This window comes from Mameliella sp. CS4, assembly GCF_019392335.1.
GTDB lineage: Bacteria > Pseudomonadota > Alphaproteobacteria > Rhodobacterales > Rhodobacteraceae > Antarctobacter.
Window position 1 is genome coordinate 1 of record NZ_JAHXRQ010000042.1, and the last position, 21,850, is coordinate 21,850.

18 protein-coding genes are annotated in these 21,850 nt (G+C 68.3%); 8 read left to right on the plus strand and 10 right to left on the minus strand.

Annotated features, from left to right (window positions below; all coding sequences use genetic code 11):
* Window positions 1-470: Hint domain-containing protein (locus tag KZZ07_RS25510; protein ID WP_219519410.1), on the plus strand; the 470-nt coding region annotated here is incomplete at its 5' end.
* 382 nt (window positions 471-852) lie between these two features.
* Complete coding sequence (locus tag KZZ07_RS25515) at window positions 853-1,167, plus strand: hypothetical protein (protein WP_219519414.1); 315 nt, start codon at window positions 853-855, stop codon at window positions 1,165-1,167.
* 125 nt (window positions 1,168-1,292) lie between these two features.
* Here the strand turns inward: KZZ07_RS25515 and KZZ07_RS25520 are convergent, their stop codons facing one another.
* Complete coding sequence (locus tag KZZ07_RS25520) at window positions 1,293-2,306, minus strand: replication initiator protein A (RefSeq protein ID WP_219519417.1); 1,014 nt, start codon at window positions 2,304-2,306, stop codon at window positions 1,293-1,295.
* 466 nt (window positions 2,307-2,772) lie between these two features.
* On the opposite strand from KZZ07_RS25520, the gene KZZ07_RS25525 reads away from it, so the two are divergent.
* Window positions 2,773-4,149, plus strand: a complete 1,377-nt coding sequence (locus tag KZZ07_RS25525; protein ID WP_219519420.1) for an AAA family ATPase — start codon at window positions 2,773-2,775, stop codon at window positions 4,147-4,149.
* A gap of 255 nt (window positions 4,150-4,404) precedes the next feature.
* Window positions 4,405-5,385, plus strand: a complete 981-nt coding sequence (locus KZZ07_RS25530) for a ParB/RepB/Spo0J family partition protein (RefSeq protein WP_219519424.1) — start codon at window positions 4,405-4,407, stop codon at window positions 5,383-5,385.
* A gap of 29 nt (window positions 5,386-5,414) precedes the next feature.
* Here the strand turns inward: KZZ07_RS25530 and KZZ07_RS25535 are convergent, their stop codons facing one another.
* The 3 genes from KZZ07_RS25535 to KZZ07_RS25545 form a co-directional block, all read right to left on the minus strand.
* Window positions 5,415-6,545: a hypothetical protein gene (locus tag KZZ07_RS25535; protein WP_219519427.1), complete on the minus strand. Its 1,131-nt coding sequence runs from the start codon at window positions 6,543-6,545 to the stop codon at window positions 5,415-5,417.
* 13 nt (window positions 6,546-6,558) lie between these two features.
* Window positions 6,559-8,742 carry a glycosyltransferase gene (locus KZZ07_RS25540; RefSeq protein WP_219519429.1) on the minus strand — a complete coding sequence of 728 codons (2,184 nt, stop codon included), beginning with the start codon at window positions 8,740-8,742 and terminating at the stop codon, window positions 6,559-6,561.
* A gap of 120 nt (window positions 8,743-8,862) precedes the next feature.
* Window positions 8,863-9,690, minus strand: a complete 828-nt coding sequence (locus KZZ07_RS25545) for an ABC transporter permease (protein WP_219519433.1) — start codon at window positions 9,688-9,690, stop codon at window positions 8,863-8,865.
* Between the two features lie 410 nt (window positions 9,691-10,100).
* Here KZZ07_RS25545 and KZZ07_RS25550 point away from each other — a divergent pair, with 410 nt between their 5' ends.
* Window positions 10,101-11,222, plus strand: coding sequence for a KpsE/RkpR family capsule polysaccharide export protein (locus KZZ07_RS25550; protein WP_255564595.1), 1,122 nt, complete (start codon window positions 10,101-10,103; stop codon window positions 11,220-11,222).
* Between the two features lie 129 nt (window positions 11,223-11,351).
* On the plus strand, window positions 11,352-12,020 hold the full coding sequence (locus KZZ07_RS25555; RefSeq protein WP_219519436.1) for an ABC transporter ATP-binding protein: 669 nt from the start codon (window positions 11,352-11,354) through the stop codon (window positions 12,018-12,020).
* 65 nt (window positions 12,021-12,085) lie between these two features.
* Here the strand turns inward: KZZ07_RS25555 and KZZ07_RS25560 are convergent, their stop codons facing one another.
* On the minus strand, window positions 12,086-13,030 hold the full coding sequence (locus tag KZZ07_RS25560) for a glycosyltransferase (protein WP_219519439.1): 945 nt from the start codon (window positions 13,028-13,030) through the stop codon (window positions 12,086-12,088).
* A gap of 190 nt (window positions 13,031-13,220) precedes the next feature.
* Between KZZ07_RS25560 and KZZ07_RS25565 the strand changes: the two genes are divergently transcribed.
* Window positions 13,221-16,079: a DUF4214 domain-containing protein gene (locus tag KZZ07_RS25565; protein ID WP_219519442.1), complete on the plus strand. Its 2,859-nt coding sequence runs from the start codon at window positions 13,221-13,223 to the stop codon at window positions 16,077-16,079.
* Window positions 16,080-16,118: 39 nt separating this feature from the next.
* Here KZZ07_RS25565 and KZZ07_RS28020 read toward each other — a convergent pair whose 3' ends face one another.
* Window positions 16,119-18,209 carry a calcium-binding protein gene (locus KZZ07_RS28020; protein ID WP_219519444.1) on the minus strand — a complete coding sequence of 697 codons (2,091 nt, stop codon included), beginning with the start codon at window positions 18,207-18,209 and terminating at the stop codon, window positions 16,119-16,121.
* A 229-nt stretch (window positions 18,210-18,438) separates the two neighbouring features.
* Here KZZ07_RS28020 and KZZ07_RS25575 point away from each other — a divergent pair, with 229 nt between their 5' ends.
* Window positions 18,439-18,612: a hypothetical protein gene (locus tag KZZ07_RS25575; protein WP_219519447.1), complete on the plus strand. Its 174-nt coding sequence runs from the start codon at window positions 18,439-18,441 to the stop codon at window positions 18,610-18,612.
* A 178-nt stretch (window positions 18,613-18,790) separates the two neighbouring features.
* Here the strand turns inward: KZZ07_RS25575 and KZZ07_RS25580 are convergent, their stop codons facing one another.
* The 4 genes from KZZ07_RS25580 to relB all read right to left on the minus strand — a co-directional run bounded on the left by KZZ07_RS25580 (window position 18,791) and on the right by relB (window position 21,441).
* Window positions 18,791-19,207: a helix-turn-helix domain-containing protein gene (locus tag KZZ07_RS25580; protein ID WP_219519449.1), complete on the minus strand. Its 417-nt coding sequence runs from the start codon at window positions 19,205-19,207 to the stop codon at window positions 18,791-18,793.
* 568 nt (window positions 19,208-19,775) lie between these two features.
* Window positions 19,776-20,057 carry a hypothetical protein gene (locus tag KZZ07_RS28175; RefSeq protein ID WP_370631259.1) on the minus strand — a complete coding sequence of 94 codons (282 nt, stop codon included), beginning with the start codon at window positions 20,055-20,057 and terminating at the stop codon, window positions 19,776-19,778.
* A 633-nt stretch (window positions 20,058-20,690) separates the two neighbouring features.
* Window positions 20,691-21,113, minus strand: coding sequence for a type II toxin-antitoxin system RelE/ParE family toxin (locus tag KZZ07_RS25590; RefSeq protein WP_255564600.1), 423 nt, complete (start codon window positions 21,111-21,113; stop codon window positions 20,691-20,693).
* 34 nt (window positions 21,114-21,147) lie between these two features.
* Window positions 21,148-21,441: a type II toxin-antitoxin system RelB family antitoxin gene (gene relB / locus KZZ07_RS25595; RefSeq protein WP_219519452.1), complete on the minus strand. Its 294-nt coding sequence runs from the start codon at window positions 21,439-21,441 to the stop codon at window positions 21,148-21,150.
* Window positions 21,442-21,850: the final 409 nt, after the last annotated feature.

Consider the following 21,850-nt stretch of genomic DNA (forward strand, 5'->3'; position numbering starts at 1 on the left):
GTTCGGCGAGCGCTTCGACGCTTGAGTATCTGAAACCGCATGGACCGGGACAGATACACAGACTTCAGGACACTCCCTACAAGTTCAAGACGGGCCCTCACAAAATGAAACCAATTCGGATCCGGCCAAACGCGCTCGGGCCGCAGACCCCGATCCATGAATTGCTTGTCTCACCTCAACACAGAATTGCTTTGCCGCAGGACGATCCCACCCGTATCGTCGCCGCCAAAAAGCTCCTGCGACTGCCCGGCGTCACCGAGCGGCCATCCTGCCGGATTGCGTGGTATTACCACCTCCTTCTCGATCAGCATCAATTGGTTCGAGCGAACGGCGCATGGGCTGAAACACTCCTGATAACCGAATTCAGCGGCACCCATGCCCGGCTTCCCAATCCGCCAAAACAGATTGGGATGAGACCCATTCGAAAGATCGAGACCTCTGTCAGCACCGTGTCTCTTGCCCCTGCATAGGATCAGTCGAGCCCCCGATCTCTTGCCTGCCGATCTGGTTTCAAGGGCGTCTTTCCAACCCGCACCTGGCTTTGAGCAACCGCGCGGCAAACGTCACATTGGGCTGATCTCCACCCTCTCGGGCAAAACACCCAAAGGCTGGGCAAGTCGACGAAGGTTGTGACACAAACGGGGGGTTTAGACCGCCCCGCCAACCGCCCGAAACATCAACGCTTCAGACCCGCCATAGACCCGGGGCAAAACCCACACCACCGGGGCTCCGCCCGTTTGTCGCCCGACTCCGAGTCAATGCTTGCGCATGGCGCCGAGGGGCACAAGAAGGTATCCAACGGCAGGAAGAAAGCCTCTCCTGGCAGCAAGAGATGATGGAGAACCCAGAGGAATGAGACTCCAATCGGTACTCATGCTCCTTACCTGCCTGCTCACCGGCAGTTGTTCCTTGTTGTTCACGCCGTTCGTATCTTTTTACTACAGCGACCCGCTCGCGGTGATCTCTGAAGGCGCATGGGTCGTCCTGCTCCACCCGCTCGGCGTGATTGCATCCCTCTACTTCTTCACAGCGTTCTTTTTCAGATCAGCCCGAAAAAAAGATGCAGCTCTCGGGGTGGCCAGTTCGACATCCGTCGTATTGGCGTGGATCGCAATCGGCGTTGTCCTCGCATTCATTTTTTGGCTTTCACAGCAACAATTTGCCTGAACCGGCCCGGGGCTCCGCCCTTCGTCGCCTCAAACTCTCCACTGGCGCGTTTGTCAGGCTTTGCCTGAACCGGCCCGTCCGGGGCTCCGCCCTTCGTCGCCTCAAACTCTCCACTGGAGAGTTTGTCAGGCTTTGCCTGAACCGGCGACGAACCCCAAAAACGCCTTGTCGGGATTGCGGACCGGCGCCCGGCCCGAGCGCGCCCACCAGGCGCGCCACTCCGCCTCCAGCGCGTAGACATCCGCGCCGGGGCGCAGCACCCGCGCCGCCTCCAGCGTTTCCGGCAACAAGGGCGGCAGGCCCATCCCCGGCGCCTCCTCGACCACCACGTCGCGGCGCGTGACCACGATCATGTCGCCCTCGACCTCTTCCAGCGCGTAATCCGGCAGGTGATCCTCCCCCACCATCTTGCGCAGCGCCGCCCGGAACACCCGCACCGGCGCAGCACTCCCCGCCTTCTTGTGCAGGACGGCCACGCTCACCCGCCAGGACTTCTGCCGCCCGCAATGCTTGCGCGCCAGCTCGTAGATCCGCCGCTCCAGCGGTTTGCGCAGCCGAAAGTAATCGCGCGACAGCGTCAGCACGGATTTCGACAGCACCGCCCGATAAAGCCAGTCCGACAGCACCACCCGGACCGAGACCATGCGCCCGCCGCGGGTCTTGCGCACGATCTCCCAGGCCTCGATCAGGCCAAAGCCGCGCGTCGTCTCCTCGCCCCCGGTGGCGATATTGGTCGTGATCCGCGTGCCCGCCAGCCGTTCAAAGGCCTCCTTCAGCCGCGCATAGGCATCTCCGCTGGTGTCGCGGTTGGTCGCCACCAGCAGGTCATGCGCGCGCAGCGTCAGCTGCCGCGACACCTCGCGGCCGGCATTCACCGCCGCCATCAGCTGGGAGATGCAATAGATCAGGATGTCCTTGTCATGGATCGTCGCCCGCCCCTTGACCGAGGGCGTGACCTGCACCTGCATCCCGTTGTGGTCATAAGACAGCACCCGCGTGTCCGGCCGCGTCGACAGCGAAAAGATCGGATGTTCCATCGAGGCCATGTCATCCTTGGGCGCGGCATCGAAGATGTCGCAGACAAAGAAATCCCCGGTCGGATGGCGGTCGGGCAAAAGCCCCCCGGTCGTGCTGCTCATCTTGCCCTCGCCGCCCCCCGGGCCTCTGACGTCCCGGTTTGGTCCGGAATCGCTTTCGGGGGTTCAGTGACACCCAACCTAAAGTTATCCACAAGACCCGTCCAGCACCCCGCCGAAAAACCCCGGGACCCCCGCGCCGCTTTCGGGGGAGCAGAGTCACCACCTCGGGGGATCAGAGTCGCCCAAACGTGGGTTCAGAGTCGCCCCCCTCCGGCAAAGCCCGGGATTCCGGGGGGTTGCAGGGAAAATTCCCGCCTTAACGGATTCTCTAACCTTGAATTAACACATCGGTTTGGGCCAGATTTGCCACATCTCCCCCCCTGCCCTACAAAATCCCCGCCCATGTGCGCATTTCCTTCCCATGTGCGCGGTTTTGACGTATCCTGAGAAAAAGAGCGCACATCGCGCCGTATCGAGCCTCCCGCCCCCGGGATCCAGAACAGGGATCCAGAACAGGACAAACCCCATGAGCGCGCTTCCTCCCTATGTCGGCATCGACCCCGAGCTTGCCGCCACGCAGCTCGACGCCCCGGCGGGCACCGAAGATTTCGCCCGCATCGCCAGCGCCTGCGCTGCCGGGCGGCAGGACCTGGAAAGCCGGGGCCTCGAAGAGAATGGCAATCGCAGCCTGCGGCTGTTCTCGACCTGGGAAATCACCCGCTACCTGATCCCCGTCGCCACCGGCCATTTCCGCCGCGTGCTCAAGGAAAACCCGGACCTGCCGCAGGGCCGCTCGGAAACCGCGGGCGGCGCCAAGTGGTTCACCCTCGACGAGGTGCTGAAACTGCGCGCGCATTTCGGCGCCAAGGGATCCAAGGCCAAGGATTATCGCCCCTACCGCCCCGAGGGCCTGCCGGCCAAGATGCTGGCGGTGGCGAACTTCAAGGGCGGGGTCGGCAAGACCTCGACCGCCGCCCATCTGGCGATGTCCGCCGCGCTGGATGGCTACAAGGTGCTGGTGATCGATCTCGACAGCCAGGGGTCCATGACCTCGATCTTCGGCGGCAAGGTCGAGGATGAATGGCAGACGGTCTTCCCGCTGCTCGCGCGCCACTACGCCCGCCACCTGCAGGCCGACAACCAGGCCCGCGCCGCCCGGGGCGAGGCGCCGCAGCCGCTGGACGACACGCTGTCAGAGGCGCTGGAGGCCCGCGCGCAGGGGCTGATCCAGCACACCCACTGGCCCAATATCGACCTGATCGGCGCGCAGCTGAACCTCTACTGGGCCGAGTTCCAGATCCCGGTCTGGCGCATGGCGGCGCGCGGCTGGCGGCTCTGGGACGCGCTGACGGAAAGCCTCGAGGCGGACGGCGTGCTCGAGGAGTACGACCTGGTCTTCCTCGATACGCCCCCGGCGCTGGGGTATCTCACGATCAACGGGCTGGCGGCCGCCGACATCCTGCTGGTGCCGCTGGGGGCCTCGTTCCTGGAGTTCGACTCGACGGGTCGGTTCTTCGACATGCTGCATTCCACCTTCGGCTCGATCGAAGAGGCCGAGAATATCGCGGCCCGGGCTTTGGGGCGCGAGGGGCTGGCCTTTGAATGGGACGCGGTGCGCGCGGTGGTCACCCGCTACGACGGGGCCCAGCAGGCGGAACTGGCGGCGCTGATGCAAAGCTACCTCGGCACCACGCTCTCGCCCCACCGGCAGGGCTATACGGCGCTGATCGGCCAGGCCGGCGAACAGGTGCAGGGCATCTACGAGGCCGATTACCGCGATTTCAACCGCGAGACCTATGTCCGCGGGCGCGAGACCTTCGACGCCACCTGGGCGGCGGTCAAAAGCCTGGTGATCGGTGCCTGGCGGCGGGACGAACGCGCCGCGATGCAGGCTGCCGAATGATGTTTCGCGCGCGAAACAGGGGCCGTGGCAGGGGGCGCTGCCCCCGTCTCCCTGCGGTCGACTCCCCCGGAGTATTTGAATGCCCAAAGAAGCGAAAAAGCCGCGCCCATGTTTCTTTGGGCCCGAAAATACTCCGGGGGGAGCGCCACAGGCGCGGGGGGCAGCGCCCCCCTGCCCCGCTGACCACCGCGCGCCCCGCTCAGACTGTCTTAACCCCGGACCGCAGACTTGGGGACGACCCAAGGAGGACATGACATGGCCAAGCGCAAACGCCTGACCCCCGCCAACCCGATGTTCCTGGAACCGGCGCCGGAAACCAAATCCGCCGTCAGCGCCCCGTCCCGCGCGCCCATCGCCGATGTCGCCCGCGAGGCCAGCGCCACCGCCGCGGCCGAGGAACTGGCCCGGCAGCGGGACCAGGACCGCGCCGAGGGGCGCATGGTGATCGCGGTGTCCCTGTCCGAGATCCGGCGCGACCATCTCACGCGCGACCGCATCCCAACGGTGGACGAGGAAGAGATGACCGCCCTGGTCGAAAGCCTGCGCGCCCGGGGCCAGCAGACGCCGGTGGACCTGGTCGATCTCTATCCCAACCGGGACGGGCCGCGTTACGGGCTGATCTCGGGCTGGCGGCGCTGCCTGGCGCTGGAACGGCTGCAGGCCGAGACCGGCGAGGCGCGCTTTGGCAAGGTGCTGGCGCTCTTGCGGCGGCCCTCGGAAAGCGCCGAGGCCTATGTCGCGATGATCGAGGAAAACGAGATCCGCGTCGGCCTGAGCCATTACGAGCGCGCCCGCATCGTCACCCGCGCGGTCGAGGCCGGGGCCTATCCCGATGAGGCCGAGGCGCTGCGCGGGCTTTTCGCCACGGCCTCGCGCGCGAAACGGTCCAAGATCAAGAGCTTTACCGGGATCGTGCGGGCGCTGGATGGAGAGCTGGGTTTTCCCCGCGCGCTTGGCGAACGGCAGGGGCTGGCGCTGGCGCAGGCGCTGGAGGAGAGCCCGGGCCTGGCCCGTCAACTGACCGCGCTGCTGCGCCGCGAGACACCGGCCACGCCCGAGGCGGAGGCCGCGGTCCTGCGCCGTGCCCTGGCCCCGGAAAAACCCGCGCCAGCCCCCTCCCCTGCCCCGGTGACGGTGGTGCGGCGCTCGGCGCGCGAACTGGCGCTGATCGGGGCGGATCTGGATGACCGTTTCCTGAAGGACCTGGAGGCCTGGATCGCGAAACGGCGCCGCTAAGGCCGCCTGTTTCGCGCGCGAAACATCTCTTACAGGCCCAGCGACAGCCGCCGCCGGCGCAGCCCCGCGTCCAGCGCGATGAGATGTTCCAGCGCCCGCGCCAGTGCCACGTCCCAGCTGTGGGCCGAGGCGCGGGTGGCCAGCACCGGCTGCAGCGGCGGCACCGGTTTGCCCGCGGCCTCGGCCGCCGCCCCCACGCCCCGGACCAGCGCACGATAGAGCGCGGCCAGTTCCTCGGGATCGTCGAGCGGGCTGCGCCCGCGGATCAGCTCGGCGTGATAGGCATCCTCGGCCAGTTGCCAACGGGGATCGGCGCGGTCCGCCGCGGGCAGCAGCGGCAAGAGCAGGTCCAGGTCGGCGCGGGTGGCGGCGCGCAGCGGCGTCAGGTGGCGCGGCAGTACCGCCCAGGGGCGCGGGGCGCCCGCGACATGACACCAGCGGCGAAACACCTCCTCGGCGGTGTGGTCCTCTGCATCGGCGCGGTAGCGGCGGTTGCGCATCAGGAAGCCCAGGAAGGCGGGGGGCAGCGCGCCGGGGCTGCCCTGCGCGGGCCGGGGCAGATCGGCGCCCAGCAGCGCCTCTGCCGCCGGCAGCGGGTCATCCTCGGCCAGGGCCAGGGCCAGCCGGGTGTTGGGCAGCGCGGCCCAGCGGGCCAGGGCGGCGCCCAGCGTATAGGGCATGCCCATCTGCGCCAGCCAGCTGCCAAAGCCGCGCCCGCTCCAGATCCCCCAGTCCCAGTAGGCCGCGTTCAGCCAGTCCAGCGGCGGGCGCACCAGCGCGCAGATGCCGATCGGCGCCCCGGCCCCGGCGCTGAACCAGTCCGGCAGCGCCTCGGCGAAACTCTCGGCATGGCCGATCCAGCCCGGCTCCGAGACCAGCGGCACCGTGCCGCCCCGCTTGCGCCGCAGCCGGTCGAGCGGGTCCGGCTCTGGCGCCTCGGGGCCGGACCAGGCCAGCCGCCCCGAGACCTCGCGCGCCGCCGCCCGGCGCAGCGCCTTGCCCGAAAGCACCGTCTGGCTGCCGGGGCGCAGGGCGGCATAGGACAGGCGGGTGCCGTCCCCCGTGGTCAGCTCCGGGGTGGTGGACAGCGCGCGCTGTAGGGCATGCGCCCCGCATCTCGGGGCCCCGACATGCAGCACGATTGCCGGTGTCTCGCTCATGCCGGTGTCTCGCTCATGCCCCTGCCCCGCTCAACCGGTTCGCCGCCTCCAGGATCGCGCCCATGTCCTGCGTCGCCGAAAGCGGCAACAGCGCGCCGGGCGCCCCCCGGTCCATCGCGGCGCGCACCGCGTCCCCCTGCGCGCCCAGGTCGAAGACCATGACCGGCAACCCGCTGGCCAGCGCCTCGTGGGTGGTAAAGGAAAAGGTTTCCGGCCAGACCGAGGGTATGAACCAGCAGGTGATGCCATAGCGTTTGACCAGCGCCGGCAGATCCTCGACCGTGTAGCGCCCGTGATGGCGGCCCGGGCGGTGCAGCCGGTAGGCCGGGTCGATCTCTCCCAGCAGCACCAGGCCCGGATCGCGCGGGCTCAGCGCCCGGCTGAGCCGTTGCACCACGCCCGCCCCCTTGTGCGGGGCGAGGCTGCCCAGCACGCCGATCACCGGCGGGCCGTCCGGGCGCGGGATCGCGGGCACATGGGCATGCAGCGCGTGCGGGTGCACCTCGATCCGGGCGCCGGCATAGGCCTGCGCCATCAGCCGCGCCGAGGCCTGCGAGAAACAGGTGACGCGGTCGGCGGCATAGACCAGCCGCCCCCAATCGGCGCGCCAGCGCGACAGCGGCACGGTGGCGCCATCGGGGCGGCGGGTGGCGTGGCGGGCACTGGCGGTCTGCGGGTCGGGCAGGCCTTTCCAGGTCTCGCCCGCCTCCAGCAAGGAGGGCGTGGGCGAGAGCGGGAAATAATCATGCACCAGCACCTCGAGCGTATCGCCGGAGTTTCGCAGCGAAAGCAGCAGGTCGGGCAGGGTGACCGGGTCCGGATCGCCGACGCCGCAGGCATAGGTGATCTGCCGGGCCGTGACCGGCGCCAGCAGCTGCGCGATCATCGGCGCGCTGGCGGTGCCGCCCGAGGTCACGCCCGTGCTGCCGTCGGGGCGCGGGCTGTGCAGTTCCAGCGTAAAGCGGAACACGCCCCCCACCCGGATCACAAAGGCGGCGCCCACGCGCTCCAGGTCGGCGGCAATGCGGCGCTCCAGGTCGACCTCGGCACCGCCGCCCATGCTGTGCGCCAGGTAGACGGGCAGCGGGCTGCGCCGGGTCACCTCGACCTCGGCCAGCCCCAGCGCGAGGCGCGCGGTGACCAGCGGATCGCGGCGCAGGAACCCGTGCACCTCGGCGTCGAAACGGGGATAGCGGCGGGTGATCAGCGCGCTGTTGCGGGCGATGAGCGCGCGCTTGGCCTCGGAGCCGAAGCTCTGCCCGCCCATATGCGCGACAAAAAGATCCGGCACGTAGAGATGGGTGAACCCCTTGCGGGCGGTCTTCTGGCACCAGTCCACCTCTTCGCCGTAGCCGGGGGCGAAGGCCGCGTCGAACTCCGGGTCCTCCGCCAGGGCTGAGGGCGAGAGCGCCATGCAAAAGCCCACGCCGGCGGGGGCGGCCTGCTGCGCGGCGCCGTTCAGCGTGGCGGCAAAACGGTCCACCGCGTCGGCGACCCCTGCCTCGATCTCGCGCGCGTGGCCCGGTTCGGGGACAGAGCCCAGCTCGGCGTCGTTCGACAAGGGCGTGACCGACCCCACGCGCGGATCCTCCCAGATCGGGCGCAACAGGCGCGGCGCCCAGCCCGCGGGCAGGAAGGCATCGGTATTGAGCAGCACCACCGGGTCATCGGGCCAGGCCCGCGCCGCCCGCATGCCCGTCGTGACGGCGCCGACGAACCCGAGGTTCTCGGGCAGGGCGATCAGCTCGGCGCCCGCGTGGCGGTCGGCCCAGTCGCGCAGGGCGGGCAGGACATCCGGATCGGGCGAGGCATCGTCGACGATCACGATCCGCCAGGGGATTTCGGTATGCGCGGCCACCCGCTCCAGCGCCGCGCGAGTCAGGGTCAGCGCGTTGTAGACCGGCATGACCAGGGTGACACCGGCGCCCTCGGGCGGGGGGGCCGCGTTTCGCGCGCGAAACAGCGTGCCGTCCAGTTCCACCGGCGCCGGGCCGGAGAGGTCGAGCAGCTGCTTGACCCGCGCCCGCGCCGCCGGGTCGCGATGCCGCGCCCAGCGGATCGCATCGGGCAGGGCGCGGGTGCCCGCCGCGACAAAGCCGGGCAGCAGCCGCAGGCGTGCGCAGCGCGGGCAGGGCGCATCCTGGGGCAGGTGATAGGCGGCGTAGATATCGAAGAGCCGCCGGACGCGATGCAGCACGAGGGTCCCCCTGAAGGCTGAACCCTCATCAACCACAGATCGCCCAAGGGGCCAATCCCCCCGGGTGTTTCGCCGGTCCGGGGTGTTTCGCGCGCGAAACATCCCCGGTCTGCGGGCGGATCACCTTTCCAGCGCGGTCTTGTGGTCGCGCCGGAGCAGCATCAGCCCCAGCACCAGCGCCACCAGCCCGAACCCGGCGACGTAGAGTTCCGACAAATAGGGCGCGTCGTAATTGGGATAGAACCCGTGCCGCATCATCCCCACCAGGTGCACCAGCGGGTTGTACCACAGGTAGTTGCTGTAGGGTTCCGGGATGGTGTCGAAGAGGAAGAACACGCAGGAGAGCAGGAACAGCGGCCGCATCAGGATCGACCAGAACCGCTGGTAGATCGGAAAGCGCAGCATCATGAAACAGTTGAAGGTCCCCACCCCCAGCGACAGCAGCCCCGCCAGCCCATAGGCGCGCGCGATCACCGGCCCGTCCATGATCACCCGCGTGTCGAAGGCCAGCAGGATCGAGCCGATCACCAGGTAGCTGACCAGGATCTGGGTCATCAGGTTCAGACCGAAGCGGGCCAGGATCGTGTCGAGGAAGGTCACCCTCGGGTAGGCCAGCAGCTGCTTGGAATAGTTCATCGACTGCCCCAGCTTGCCGGTGATGTCGGTGAACAGGGTAAAGGGCAGCATGCCGGTGGCGTAGAACATCGCGAAACTGACCCCCAGCGGCGGCGAGCGGAACCCGATCGAGAAGATCGCCGTGAGCAGCGCGATGCCGGCAGCCGGTTCCAGGATCGCCCAGACATAGCCGCCCGGCGAGCGCCCGTAAGAGGTGGCCATTTCGCGCAGGATCAGCGCGGTGATCGTGCGCAGGCTGGCAAAGCGCGGGATGCCCTTGCTGATGCGCGGGCGCTGCGGGCCGGGAAGCTGGGGCTGGGAGGTATCGGTCACGGGGTCTCTGCTCGGGTCTGGGTGGGCGGTTCTGCTCCGTCGGCGGCGGCATGGGCGGTCCGGCGCGCGGGCGCGGCATCCGGGCTGGCATCCGCCGCGCACATTATGTAGCAAGGACACAGCAGGAGCCACTTGAAAAGCCGCACCTTTCCGTGACCCAGACACCACCGCCCCGCCCCCCCAAGGGCCCCACCCCCGCCGCCGCCGGCGGCGGTGACAAGGTCGCCTCGCTGCGTCCGCCCTCCGGTGCCGCGCCGGCCGGGCCGCAGGTCTCGGCCCCCGGAAAGCCCGCAGGAAAGCCCGCCGGACCCAATCCAGGCCCGAATAAAGGCCCGAACCCCGGCCCCAATCCGGGACCCGGCCGCACCCCGGTGGGCCCGGCACCCCGTCCGGGATCGGGTGCCCCGCGCATGGCCTCGGGCGCCCGGCTGCGCCGCCGGCACTGGTCGGTGCTGCTCAGCCTGGTGCTGGGCGTGTTTCTGCCGGTGCTGGTGGTGGCGGGCTATCTCTGGCTCAAGGCCGCCGATCAATATGCCTCTACCGTGGCCTTTTCGGTCCGCACCGAGGAGGCGGGCTCGCCGCTCGAGGGGCTCCTGGGCATCCCCGGCATCTCGGGGTCGTCGTCCTCGGACACCGACATCCTCTATGAATTCCTGCAGAGCCAGAAGCTGGTCGAGGACATCGACGCCCAGATCGACCTGCGCGGGATCTGGTCGAAACCCTCCGGCGACCCGGTCTTCGCCTTCGACAACGACGGCACGATCGAGGACCTGGTCGAGCACTGGAACCGCATGGTCAAGATCTACTACGACGACGGCGCCGGGTTGATCGAGGTGCGTGCCCTGGCCTTTACCGCCGAGGATGCGCAGCTGCTGGCGCAGACGCTGTTCGAACATTCCTCGGAGATGATCAACGCGCTCTCGGCCATCGCCCGCGAGGATGCGATCCGCTACGCGCGCGAGGATCTGAACGAGGCGCTGGACCGGCTCAAGACCGCGCGCGAGGCGGTCACGAAATTCCGCAACCAGAACCAGCTGGTCGACCCCTCGGTCGACCTGCAGACCCAGGCCGGGCTCTTGGGCACGCTGGAGGCGCAGCTGGCCGAGGCGCTGATCGAATTCGACCTCTTGGCCACATCGACCCGCGACGACGACCCGCGCGTGACCCAGGCGCAGCGCCGCATCGAGGTGATCCGCGACCGCATCGATGCCGAGCGCCGCAAGCTGGGCCTTGCCGGCGGCGCCGAGGGCGGGGCGGATGTCTATGCCAATCTCTTCGGCGAATACGAACGCCTGGTGGTGGACCGCGAGTTCGCCGAGAAAAGCTATACCACGGCGCTGGCCACCTATGACGCCGCCCAGGCCGAGGCGCGCCGGCAGAGCCGCTACCTGGCGGCCTACGTCAAGCCGACGCTGGCGGAAAGTTCGCGCTACCCGGAACGGGTGGTGCTCTTGGGGCTTTCGGCGCTTTTCATCCTCCTGGTCTGGTCGACGCTGGTGCTGGTGGTCTATGCGCTCAAGGACCGGCGGTGACGCCATGCGGCAAGGGGCGTTCCCCGCAGAAAGGCGCGCGCGGTGTCCGCGAACGGGGTGTGCAGCCGCAACCCCTGCCGCGCGGGCACCACGCGCGCGTCCTTTTCAGCTGAGCGGGAAACGCCCGACATGATCCGCTTCGACAACGTCTCCAAGCGCTATATCACCGAGGGCCGTGAAAAGACGGTTGTCGAGAACATGAACATGGTCATCCCCTCGGGGCGGTCGGTGGGGCTGCTGGGGCGCAACGGGGCCGGGAAATCGACGCTCTTGCGGATGATCTCGGGGGCGTCGGACCCCACCGAGGGCCATATCGAGACCACCGGGCTGGTGTCCTGGCCGGTGGGCTTTGCCGGGTCCTTCCACCCGGATCTGACCGGGCAGCAGAACTGCCGCTTCATCGCGCGCATCTACGGCGTCGACACCGACGAGCTGGCGCAGTTCGTCGAGGAATTCGCCGGGCTGGGCATGCATTTCCGCCTGCCGCTGCGCAGCTATTCCGCGGGCATGCGCTCGCGGCTGGCCTTCGGCGTCTCGATGGGCATCGCCTTCGACACCTACCTGGTGGACGAGATCACGGCGGTGGGCGACTCGGCCTTCCGCGAACGCTCGGACCGGCTGTTCAAGGCGCGGCTGCGCAAGGCCGGCGCGGTGGTCTGCAGCCACGCCATGCCGCAGATCCGGCTGCTCTGCGATGCCGGCCTCGTGCTGGACGAGGGGCAGGCCTATTACTACGAGGACCTCGAAGAGGCCATCGCGCATCACGAGGACAACATGCTGCGCGCCGCCGCGATCTGAGCCGCGGATCGCGCCTGTTTCGCGCGCGAAACAGAGGGCGCCCCCGTCGCCAAAGGCAGCGCCCCCTACACCCGTCCCAGCAGCGCGGCCAGCCGCAGGAAGGTGGTGGCGCCGGGGCGGTCCCGGGTCAGGCCCAGCCGGGCGTGCAGCCGGGCGCGCCCGATCCCCCGGGGCGGGGCGGCGTCGAGCGCGTCGAGCAGCCTGCCCGCCTCCGGCGTCAGCAGCGGGCGGGCGCGGGTGAGCGCGGCATGGTTGCTGGCCTGCCAGCGGGCATAGGTCGGCCCCAGCACCATCGCGGCCCGGGACAGCCCCGCCAGCAGCCCGCGGTGGGCGCCCAGCACGTTGTCCCCGTGCTGGCGATAATCCAGCACCACTTCCGGAGAGACCGTGACGGTGCCGCCCGCGCCCGAGATCAGCAGGTAGAGCCACCAGTCGTGAAAGGGCACGTCGACCACGCCCGCCGCGCGCACCAGGTCCAGCGCCTCGGGGGTCAGCACTGCGCAATGGCCCGCCACCCGGTTCTGCACCAGCGCGTTGCCGAAGGAGGGCGTGCCGGAATGCACCCGGCTGAGGCCCAGCCCCCGGCCCGCCCCGTCGACATGGCGGCTCTGGGCGCTGTAGACCGCCGGGCCCCTGTGCCGGGACAGGGCCATCAGCGCGTGGGACAGTTTGTGCGGATACCAGAGATCGTCCTGGTCGGCGATCGCCACATGGGTGCGGGGCAGCTCGGGGTGGCACATCAGCGCCAGGAAATTCGCCGCCGCGCCCCGGCCCGGTCCCTCGACCAGGCGGATCTCGTGGCCCGGTGTTTCGCGGCGGAAGGTCTCGACGATTTCGCGCGTGCCATCGGTGGAGCCGTCGTCCGAGACCCAGAGCGCCCAGCCGGTGTGATCCTGCGCCGCGATGCTGTCCAGCTGCGCGGCCAGGTGGGCCGCGCCCTGGTAGCTGGCGAGCAGGATGGTGACAGGCGGCAGATCCGGGGGCGGATCATGTGGCGGGGTGGGGGGCATCACGGGACTCGCTGCTGGTGCGCGTCCTTCTAGCGGGCGGCGGGGCGGGGCGCAAAGCGGGGCTGCGCCCCTGGGTCCCGTTGACCGGAGGGGCGGTTTTCCGGCACTCCTCCAAGAGGGTTTCGACCGTGGCCTGACCGGCCCTCGGCGCGGGGCTGTTTTCGGGTTTTTCAAGTGGTTTTCAGGGCACATGGTCACCATCATCACCGATCCGCGCTACGCGCAGCAGTGGCATTTCAATCTCATCGGCGACATCGAGACGGTCTGGCAGGAGGTCAGCGGCGCCGGCGTCCATGTCGGCATCTACGACGACGGCATGGACCAGACCCATGTGGACCTGGCCGCCAATTACGATGCCAGCCTGCATTATGCCGGGCTGAGCCACGATGACGGCACCCACAACCCCGAGGCCTCGGGCCACGGCACCTCGGTGGCGGGGCTGGTGGGCGCGGCGCTGAACGGGATCGGCGTGGTCGGCGTGGCCTGGGGCGCGCGGCTGACCGCCGTGGACTACCTGAACGACATCCAGGACCAGAGCGACGCGGTGATCGAGGATGCCCTGGCCTGGGGGCGTTTCTTCGACGTGGTCAACCAGAGCTATGGCGTCACGCCCGAGTTCTCGGACGACTGGGACCTGGGCGATCCCGGCAGCTATGCCTGGCAGGATGCGCGCGGCATGGCCCGCGCCGTGGCCGAGGGGCGCGGCGGGCTGGGCACGATCTTTGTCAAGGCGGCGGGCAACGACGCCAACGACCCGGCGCTGGCCGGGTACGGCATCCTGGGCAATGCCCAGGGCGAGGGGGCCAACGTGCAGCACGACGTGATCGTGGTGGGCGCGGTGGACCGCGACGGCGCGGTGATGAACTATTCCAACTATGGCGCCAACCTGCTGATCTCGGGGCCGGCCGCCAGCCAGACCACCGATGTCACCGGCGAGGCGGGGTATGCGCCGGGCGCCTGGATCAGCGATTTTGGCGGCACCTCGGCGGCGACGCCGGTGGTCTCGGGCGTGGTGGCGCTGATGCTGGAGACCGAGCCGGGGCTGGGCTACCGCGACGTGCAGGAGATCCTGGCGCAGAGCGCGGCACAGACCGGATCCGCCTATGGCGGGCCGGCCGAGGGCTGGGAGGTGGGGGAATGGCGCGCCTATGGCGGCACCTGGAACGGCGGCGGTCTCAGCTTCAGCCCCAGCTACGGGTTCGGCCTGGTCGATGCCTTTGCCGCCGTGCGCATGGCCGAACACTGGCTGGACATGCAGGGCGGGGCGGCCAGCGATGCCAACCTGGTCAGCGCCAGCTTCTCGCAGGGGCAGTCGCGCCCGATCCGCGATTTCGCCGATGCCCGGCTGAGCATCACGGTCGACGAGGGCATCGTGATCGAACATGTCTATGTCACCGTCGAGATCACCCATTCCTATGCCTCGGACCTCACGCTGGTGCTGGTGGCGCCCGATGGCAGCGAGGTGGTGCTGGCCGATGGCGATGGCGGCAGCACCGCGCTTTCGGGTGACTGGACCTTCGGCGTCGCCGCCCTGCGTGGCATGTCCAGCGCGGGCACCTGGACGGTGCGGGTCAGCGACGGGGCCCTGGGAGGCGACGGCACGCTGGAGGGGATCGAGCTGGACTTCCTCGGGGCTCCCGAAAGCGCCGATGACATCTGGACCTTCACCGCGGATTTCCCGGCGCTGCTCTCCGCCGATCCGGACCGGGCGCAGGCCCATGACGGCAATGGCGGCAGCGACTGGATCAATGCCGCCGCCCTGGCCGATCCGGTGACGATCAGCCTGGACGGGACCGCGACGCTGTCGGTGGCGGGCAGGTCCTGGGCCGGGATCACCGGCGGGATCGAAAACGCGGTTTCTGGCGATGGCGACGACGTGCTGACCGGCGGGGCAGGGGCCAACGTGCTGCGCGCGGGGCGCGGGCGCGACCTGGTGACCGGGGCAGGGGGGGCGGACGATCTCTCTGGCGGGCCGGGGGGCGACGTGATCCAGGGCGGGGGCGCGGGGCTCTACCACACCGCGATCTCGGCCCAGGTCTACCGGCTCTACCTGGCGGTCTTCGGGCGCCAGCCGGATGCCGGCGGGCACCAGGGCTGGGTGCAGCGGATCACCCTGGGGCAGATGGGGCTGGATGCGGTGGCCGGGGCCTTCATCGCGGCGCCGGAATTCGCCGAGACCTATGGTGAGACAACGGACGAGGCTTTCCTGACCCTGCTTTATGCCAACGTGCTGCACCGCGCCCCCGACGCCAGCGGCCTGGCCTCCTGGCTGGAGGCGCTGGAGGGCGGCATGACCCGGGCGCGGGTGGTGCTGCTGTTTGCCGAAAGCCCCGAGCATGTGGCCGCCACGGGGACGGCTCAGGCGGGCTATGACGATGCGCGCGATATCACCACCTGGGCCGACGATGTGTTCCGGCTGTACCAGGCGATCTTCGACCGCGATCCGGACCCGGTCGGCTTTGAGAGCTGGACCGGCGCGCTGGCGCAGGGCGCGCGCAGCTTCGACCAGGTGGTGAGCGGCTTCATGGGCGCGCCCGAGTTCACCGAGACCTATGGCGCTGCCACCGACGATACCGCCTTTGTCACCCTGCTTTATGAAAACGTGCTGAAACGCGCGCCCGATCCGGACGGGCTGGAGGGCTGGGTGACGCGGCTGGAAGACGGCATGAGCCGGGTCAAGCTGGTGATGTTCTTTCTCGCCTCGCCGGAATTCGTGGCCACGACGGAGCCGGCGCTGGCGGCCTGGATGGCGGGGCAGGGGGAGGACGACGTGCTGCGCGCCGATGGCGGTGCCGACGTGCTCTCGGGCGGGCTTTATGCCGACCGTTTTGTCTTTGCCGCCGATGGCGAGGCGGGCGCCGTCACCGTGACCGACCTGGAAGCCTGGGACGTTCTGGTCTTTGAGGGGTTCGGCATGGATGCCGCCGGGTTGCATGCGGCCATGCGCCAGGTCGGCGACGACGTGGTGCTGGAGGCGGCGGGCGAAACCCTGGTCTTTCTGGACACCGATCTGGCCGGGATCGATGCCGGCATGATCGAGCTGGCCTGAGCGGGGCTGTTTCGCGCGCGAAACGGCCCCCGGGCGCGGTCAGAGCATGAAATCCGCCGCCCCCAGGCCGGTGACATCCGCCAGCCGGATTTCGGCGTCCGGGATCCCGTCGCCGTCCAGGTCCATCTGCACGATGGTCGACCCGGTGGGCGTTTCCATCAGCCGCAGCTCGGCGGGGCCACTGGCGGTGAACCCCGCCGTGCCCCGGAACCCGAAACCGGCCAGGGCCGAGACATCGACCAGGTCCAGCCCGGGCTGGAAATCCATGATCTGGTCGCGCGCGGCGCCAAGCCCCGCCTCCGCGGCCGAGGCAAAGAGGAAGACATCCGCATCCGCCCCGCCGGTCAGGAAATCCCGGTCTGCGCCGCCCGACAGGAGGTCCGCCCCCGCGCCGCCCCGCAGCAGGTCGCTCCCGGCACCGCCTTGCAGGACATCCGCCCCGCCGTAGCCAAAGAGCCTGTCGTTGCCGCCGTTGCCGGTCAGCCTGTTGTCCCGGTGATTGCCGGCGATCAGGTCGTCGCCCTCGCCGGTTTCGGCATTCTCGAAGTTGAGGATCCTATCGCCCTGGGCCAGCGGATCGCCTGACACCGTGTTGTTCCAGAGCCGGAGGATCATTCCGCTTGTGGCCTGCGCATAATCGATCGTGTCGCTGTCGGCCGGAGAGCCGTCCAGGGTTTCCGCGCCGGGGCCGCCGATCAGCACGTCGTCGCCGACCCCGCCGATCAGGCTGTCGCTGCCCTCGCCACCGTAAAGCGTGTCGTTGCCGCCGCTCCCGAGCAGCCAGTCATCCCCGGCACCGCCCAATAGGCTGTCGTCGCCCTGGTCGCCAATGAGCCGGTCGTGCCCCGCACCGCCCAGCAGGAGATCCGCCCCGCCATACCCGAAGATCGTGTCGGCGCCGCCGTTGCCGACCAGCGTATTGTCCATGAAATTGCCAAAGACCTGGTCGTCGCCCTCGCCGGTTTCGGCATTCTCGAAGTTGAGGATGGTATCGCCCTGGGCCAGCGGATCGCCTGACACCGTGTTGTTCGCAAGCCGGAGGATCATTCCGCTTGTGGCCTGCGCATAAGAGATCGTGTCGCGGCCCCCCGGAGAGCCGTCCAGGGTTTCCGCGCCGGGGCCGCCGATCAGTCGGTCGTCGCCGACCCCGCCGATCAGGCTGTCGCTGCCCTCGCCGCCGTCGAGCGTGTCGTTGCCGGTCCCGCCCTGCAGGGTGTCGTCCCCGTCCCGGCCCAGCAGCAGGTCGTTGCCGCCCGCGCCCATGAGGCTGTCATCCCCCGGGCCGCCGTAGAGATCCTCGTGAAAGAATTCCCCCTGGACGGTGGTGAAGGCGGACCCGGGGGCCTGGCCCGAGAGCAGGACCATGCGCGGGAAATCCTCCGCGTCGCGGGCCTCGGGGCCGCTCAGCGCCAGCAGGTGGGCGGCCAGCGCGTCGTAGAAGGTCATCAGGGCGGTCGATTGCAGGCGGATGTCGCCGAAAGAGGGCCCCGGGGTCGTCACCCGGACCCCGCGCGAGGTCAGGCCGATCAGGTAGGTCTCGGGGGTGCCGTCGCCATCGGCGTCGTAGTCGAGGAAATTGCCGCCGCCGCTCATGCCGCCGACCACATCGGGGGTGTCGACGGTGAAATAGCCGCCGGTGTCGCCATTGACGGTCTGGGTGGCGTAGCCCAGGAGCGCGCCGGATGTTTCGTAAAGCGCCCCGTCATAGGAGGGGTCGTCGGGATAGCCGGTGACGGTCACGGTGCCCGAGAGGTCATCGGGGTCCGCCGCGATCAGCAGCGGCACCGCCGGACCGGCGTAGAAGCTCCCGTCGGAGAGGCGCGCGCCGACATGCAGGCTGGCGTCGAAACCGACCTTGATGAAATCGGTGCCGCCGGGGTTGGGGTCGCGGTAGGCCTCCCAGGGGGCGCCGCCCGCGGGCAGGGTAAAGTCGATCTCCGTGGTCGCATGGGCCTCGCCCGGGGGGACGAGGCCTTGTCGCGGCACCGCCGTGTAGGTGCCGCCGGGGTGGGGGTCGTGGTTGTCGGACAGGTAGATCCCGCCGCCGATATGCACGCCGGAGTCCTTGACCTCGACCGAGGCCAGATGCGCCAGGAGGGTCGAATTCTGATTGACGGCGGTCAGTGCCATGCCCTGATCCTTTGCGGTCTGCCTGTCCTGCCTGTTCTGGCGACGGTACCAGCCCGGGCCGGTCGTCGACAGGGCGGATGGGTCAAATGCGGTTGAATTCCCGCGCGCCCCGCGCAATTTCGCCCCGGGGAGGCAGTGATCGGGACGCCATGTTTCGCGCGCGAAACAGCCAGGGGGGATCTGGGCGGACACCTTCGTCTTTGACCCGGCGGGGCAGGGGGCCAAGACGGTGAGCGACCTCGAACCCTGGGACGTGGTCGACCTCACGGGCTTCGGCTATGCCGACGTGGTGGAGGCCATGACGCATGTGACGATGGTGGAGGGCGATGCCGTCTTCGAGGACGCGGGCCTGCGGGTGGTCTTCCTGGGGGCAGAGGTGGACGCGGGGATGGTGCTGGTGTGAGGGTTTGTTCGCCTAGGCAGGGCTGCCACTGGCCTCTATAAGCATCGGCCACCGCCCGGGTCGGCACACTGCCGAGCGCTGTCTATCCCCTTCGTGTCTCACCTAGGACTTTCTGCAACCCGCCAGCCGTGGGGCAGGGTGCCGCCACCGGGGCGACACCGCTATATGCACATGGAGGTTATTCCTCAACAGAGGCATCGCTGACGGCCGCGACGAGGAAGAGGCCATGAAGCGCGTCCAGCAGCGCCGTGGTCATCGGGATCCGACCGGCAAAGCTCGCGGTCTGGTAGATGTCGATCAGCTTCCGCTCGGCTTCGTCCAGCAGGGGACTGTATTCTTCCTTGAGGGTCATCCAGATCTCGGGATGATATTCCTGCATCGCGATTTCGAGAAAGCGGCTCGTGTCGATCCCGAGCGCCGCCGAGAGCTTGGGGATGCGGCTGATCGGGACCTTGCACTCCCCGGTCTTCATCATCGACAGGACGTTCGCGTGGGGCAGCCCGGCAGCGCGTGCGAGTTCACGCTGAGTCTTGTCAGTTGCGTCGATGGCATCCCGGAGGAGGTTGGCGGTGGGCGAGTAGGGGGCTTTGGTCATCTTTGCTCCTGTTCAATCAAGGGTGTCAGTCATGCTGACACCCGGGTGATAGGAGGCGTTTCTCGACCCCGCTGCTTGTCCTCGGATCAATCGCGACGGCGCAGAAATTACACCACTTGCCCGGACACTGACATGGAGGCCCCGTGCCCTCCCGGACGCGGTAAGCCACGGGCTGAACCCATCGTGTTATCCTGATCGGGTATCATGGGGCCCGAAGGCAGTTTTAGCTCCCGGAGAGTTTCCGAGGTCGTCTTCGTCCTCACCTTCGATGATCACACCACGGGCGATCCGGGGCGCGCCATGCCGGAGAGGTCAGCCCGCACTACCGCCGGGGGCGACAGCGTTGAACAAAAGGGCTGCAGCGGGAGGCCCGCAAATAAAGCCCGTAGAGCGCCCGGATCCTCTTTCCACTACCTCTCTTGCTACCCGAAGCATCGATCAGGGCTCTGTACGGGCCACCTACGGGCTCTCAGGCGCATTCCGGGGCGCCCCGGAATGCGCATTTGCCCGGATCTGTTTTTGTGCCCCGCTTTCACGACGCCCGTCCTACGATCCCGCAACCGGTTGGTCATTCCCGGCATTCGATGAACAAAGGCAGCGATCCGCCGCGTGGCGTCTTCCACGTCATGCCGAGGCGGCTGATGAGGTGGAGCGGAAGCTGGCCGGCGGTCTGGGCATACGGGGGATAGCCGAGCTCCTCGAGATAGACGTCGAGATTGTGCTTGAGAATGTCACGCGCCAGGTCGAAGGCCACGGGCGCCTGCAGGAAGCCGGCCTTTGACCCGCAGTCGAAGCGTGGGCCGCTGGACTGGTCGCCGTAGACGCCGTTGGGGTCGATGTCCCCGTCCAAGGTGTGGTGGCCGGTCGTGTCGGTCTTGTGCCGGGTGCGACCTATCCCTTCCAGTCCTTATGCGACGCATACCAGGCAGGACATGGGATATTTCCGGTGGCCTTGATGGTCTCGGAAAAAGGGCAGGGGGCGCTTGTCTTGTTCCTGTCTTCCTGCCCAGATCTCAAGCGCAGATGCACTTGCCATTCGCCTGACTGACCTGGTGTCTTCGGGGTGCTGCCGCTTCCGCCGCTGCAAGATGAAAGGGTGGATACAGGGTTTGACCGGGTTACTTGCGGCACGTTGTGATGATGATCCGAGCCCGCGGTGCCTGTGTCCCTCCTGACGCCTCCCCCCCCTCGTGTTCCTCCTCGGGCACTTGAGGGCCTATCCAGCGACGGGTCCCTGCACCGCCCTGCGGGCGCTCTCGTCCTGTTTCGAGGGTCCGCGAGATCACAAGCTGATCCTCTTCGGGGAGGTAGGCGGCCGGATGCCCTGCGCATGGATGGAGTGATCGAACTCATCCCGCCGGTGGGGCGGCAGGATGTTTTTAGGCAGTCCGCAGCCGTTTTCATTCCCATCATCGGGCCTGATCAATTCGGGCGAACGTGGTGCCAGCCCGCCTTCTGGATTAAATGATGCAGGGGCCGGGATTTAGCGCCCACAGGGGGCATCTTCGTGCTTTGGGTAGGGTCGCGGACGGAAGACATCAAGGAGGGCATCACACGGGCTGTCTGCAGGGGCGCAGCGCGATCGGGAGGGCAGGGGGCGGTCGTTCCCGATTTCGACCAGAAGATCTTTACGTAAAGAGCTGCGGGGCGATGTCTGCAAGTGCCAGGTTTCGTCTGGGCCACATCTGCGCGGTATGAAGCACACGCAGCACCGTCCCATCCCAGGGCTTTCAGTATAGATCACGATGTAGTTGGGCCGGACCACCAGCTCCCGAGTGCCGACCACCCTGCCTGGGCGGCAGCGCTCCGGGTGCGCCGGGAGCAGCGCCACCTTGCCCTGGATTTCCTCCATCAGCGCGAGGGCTGCATCCGGGTTGTCGTCCGAGATGTAATCGACAATCGCCATCAGGTCCGCGACCGCCGCGACCTTCCAGTCGAGTTCAGGCACGGCGCTTGCCGTCGATCAGGGCGCGCGCTTCGTGCATCACCTGGTCATGCGGCTTGGTCGGGCGCGGGTCGGCCAGTGCCTCCTGAACCTTGGCGCGAAACCAGGCATCGTAGACCTCCGGGTCTGCGGTCAGCCCGGCAGGCATACCGCCTTCGGCTGCCACGCGGGTCAGCAGGATACGTACGGCATCGGAGAGGGTCAGGCCAACGCTGGCCAGCACATCGGCGGCCTCTGCCTTGAGCTGGTCGTCCACGCGGACGTGAAGCATCGAGGTTCGAACGGGCATCGCATGTCCTCCTTGGGTTTCTATAGTGTATCTCAATTGAGATACGTGCAAGGCCGGCATGTGGTCTTGTCTCGCTGAAGTGGTCCACCCCTTGGGATGGATTGTCCCGTATCACGGAGGACTACGGCGATGGCAAGCAAACGAGAGAAGCCCGAAGACATCATCACGAAACTGCGGCAGGGGGAACTGCAACGTCGACATCCCGCCTGCACCCCGAGACAGGCTCATCGTCCAAGGCGAGGTGAAGACCCGGTGCCACGCCTTGAGGCGCTCAGGCGCGCCATCTCCTCCGGGCAGGTCACGCATATGGGTGACAGTTTTTCTACCCCTGCCTGTCAATCCCGGAGCAAAATGGGTCAGTGAACCGGTGGAATAATCCCCAACGGCTGGGGTCTGGCGGGCGCCTTGG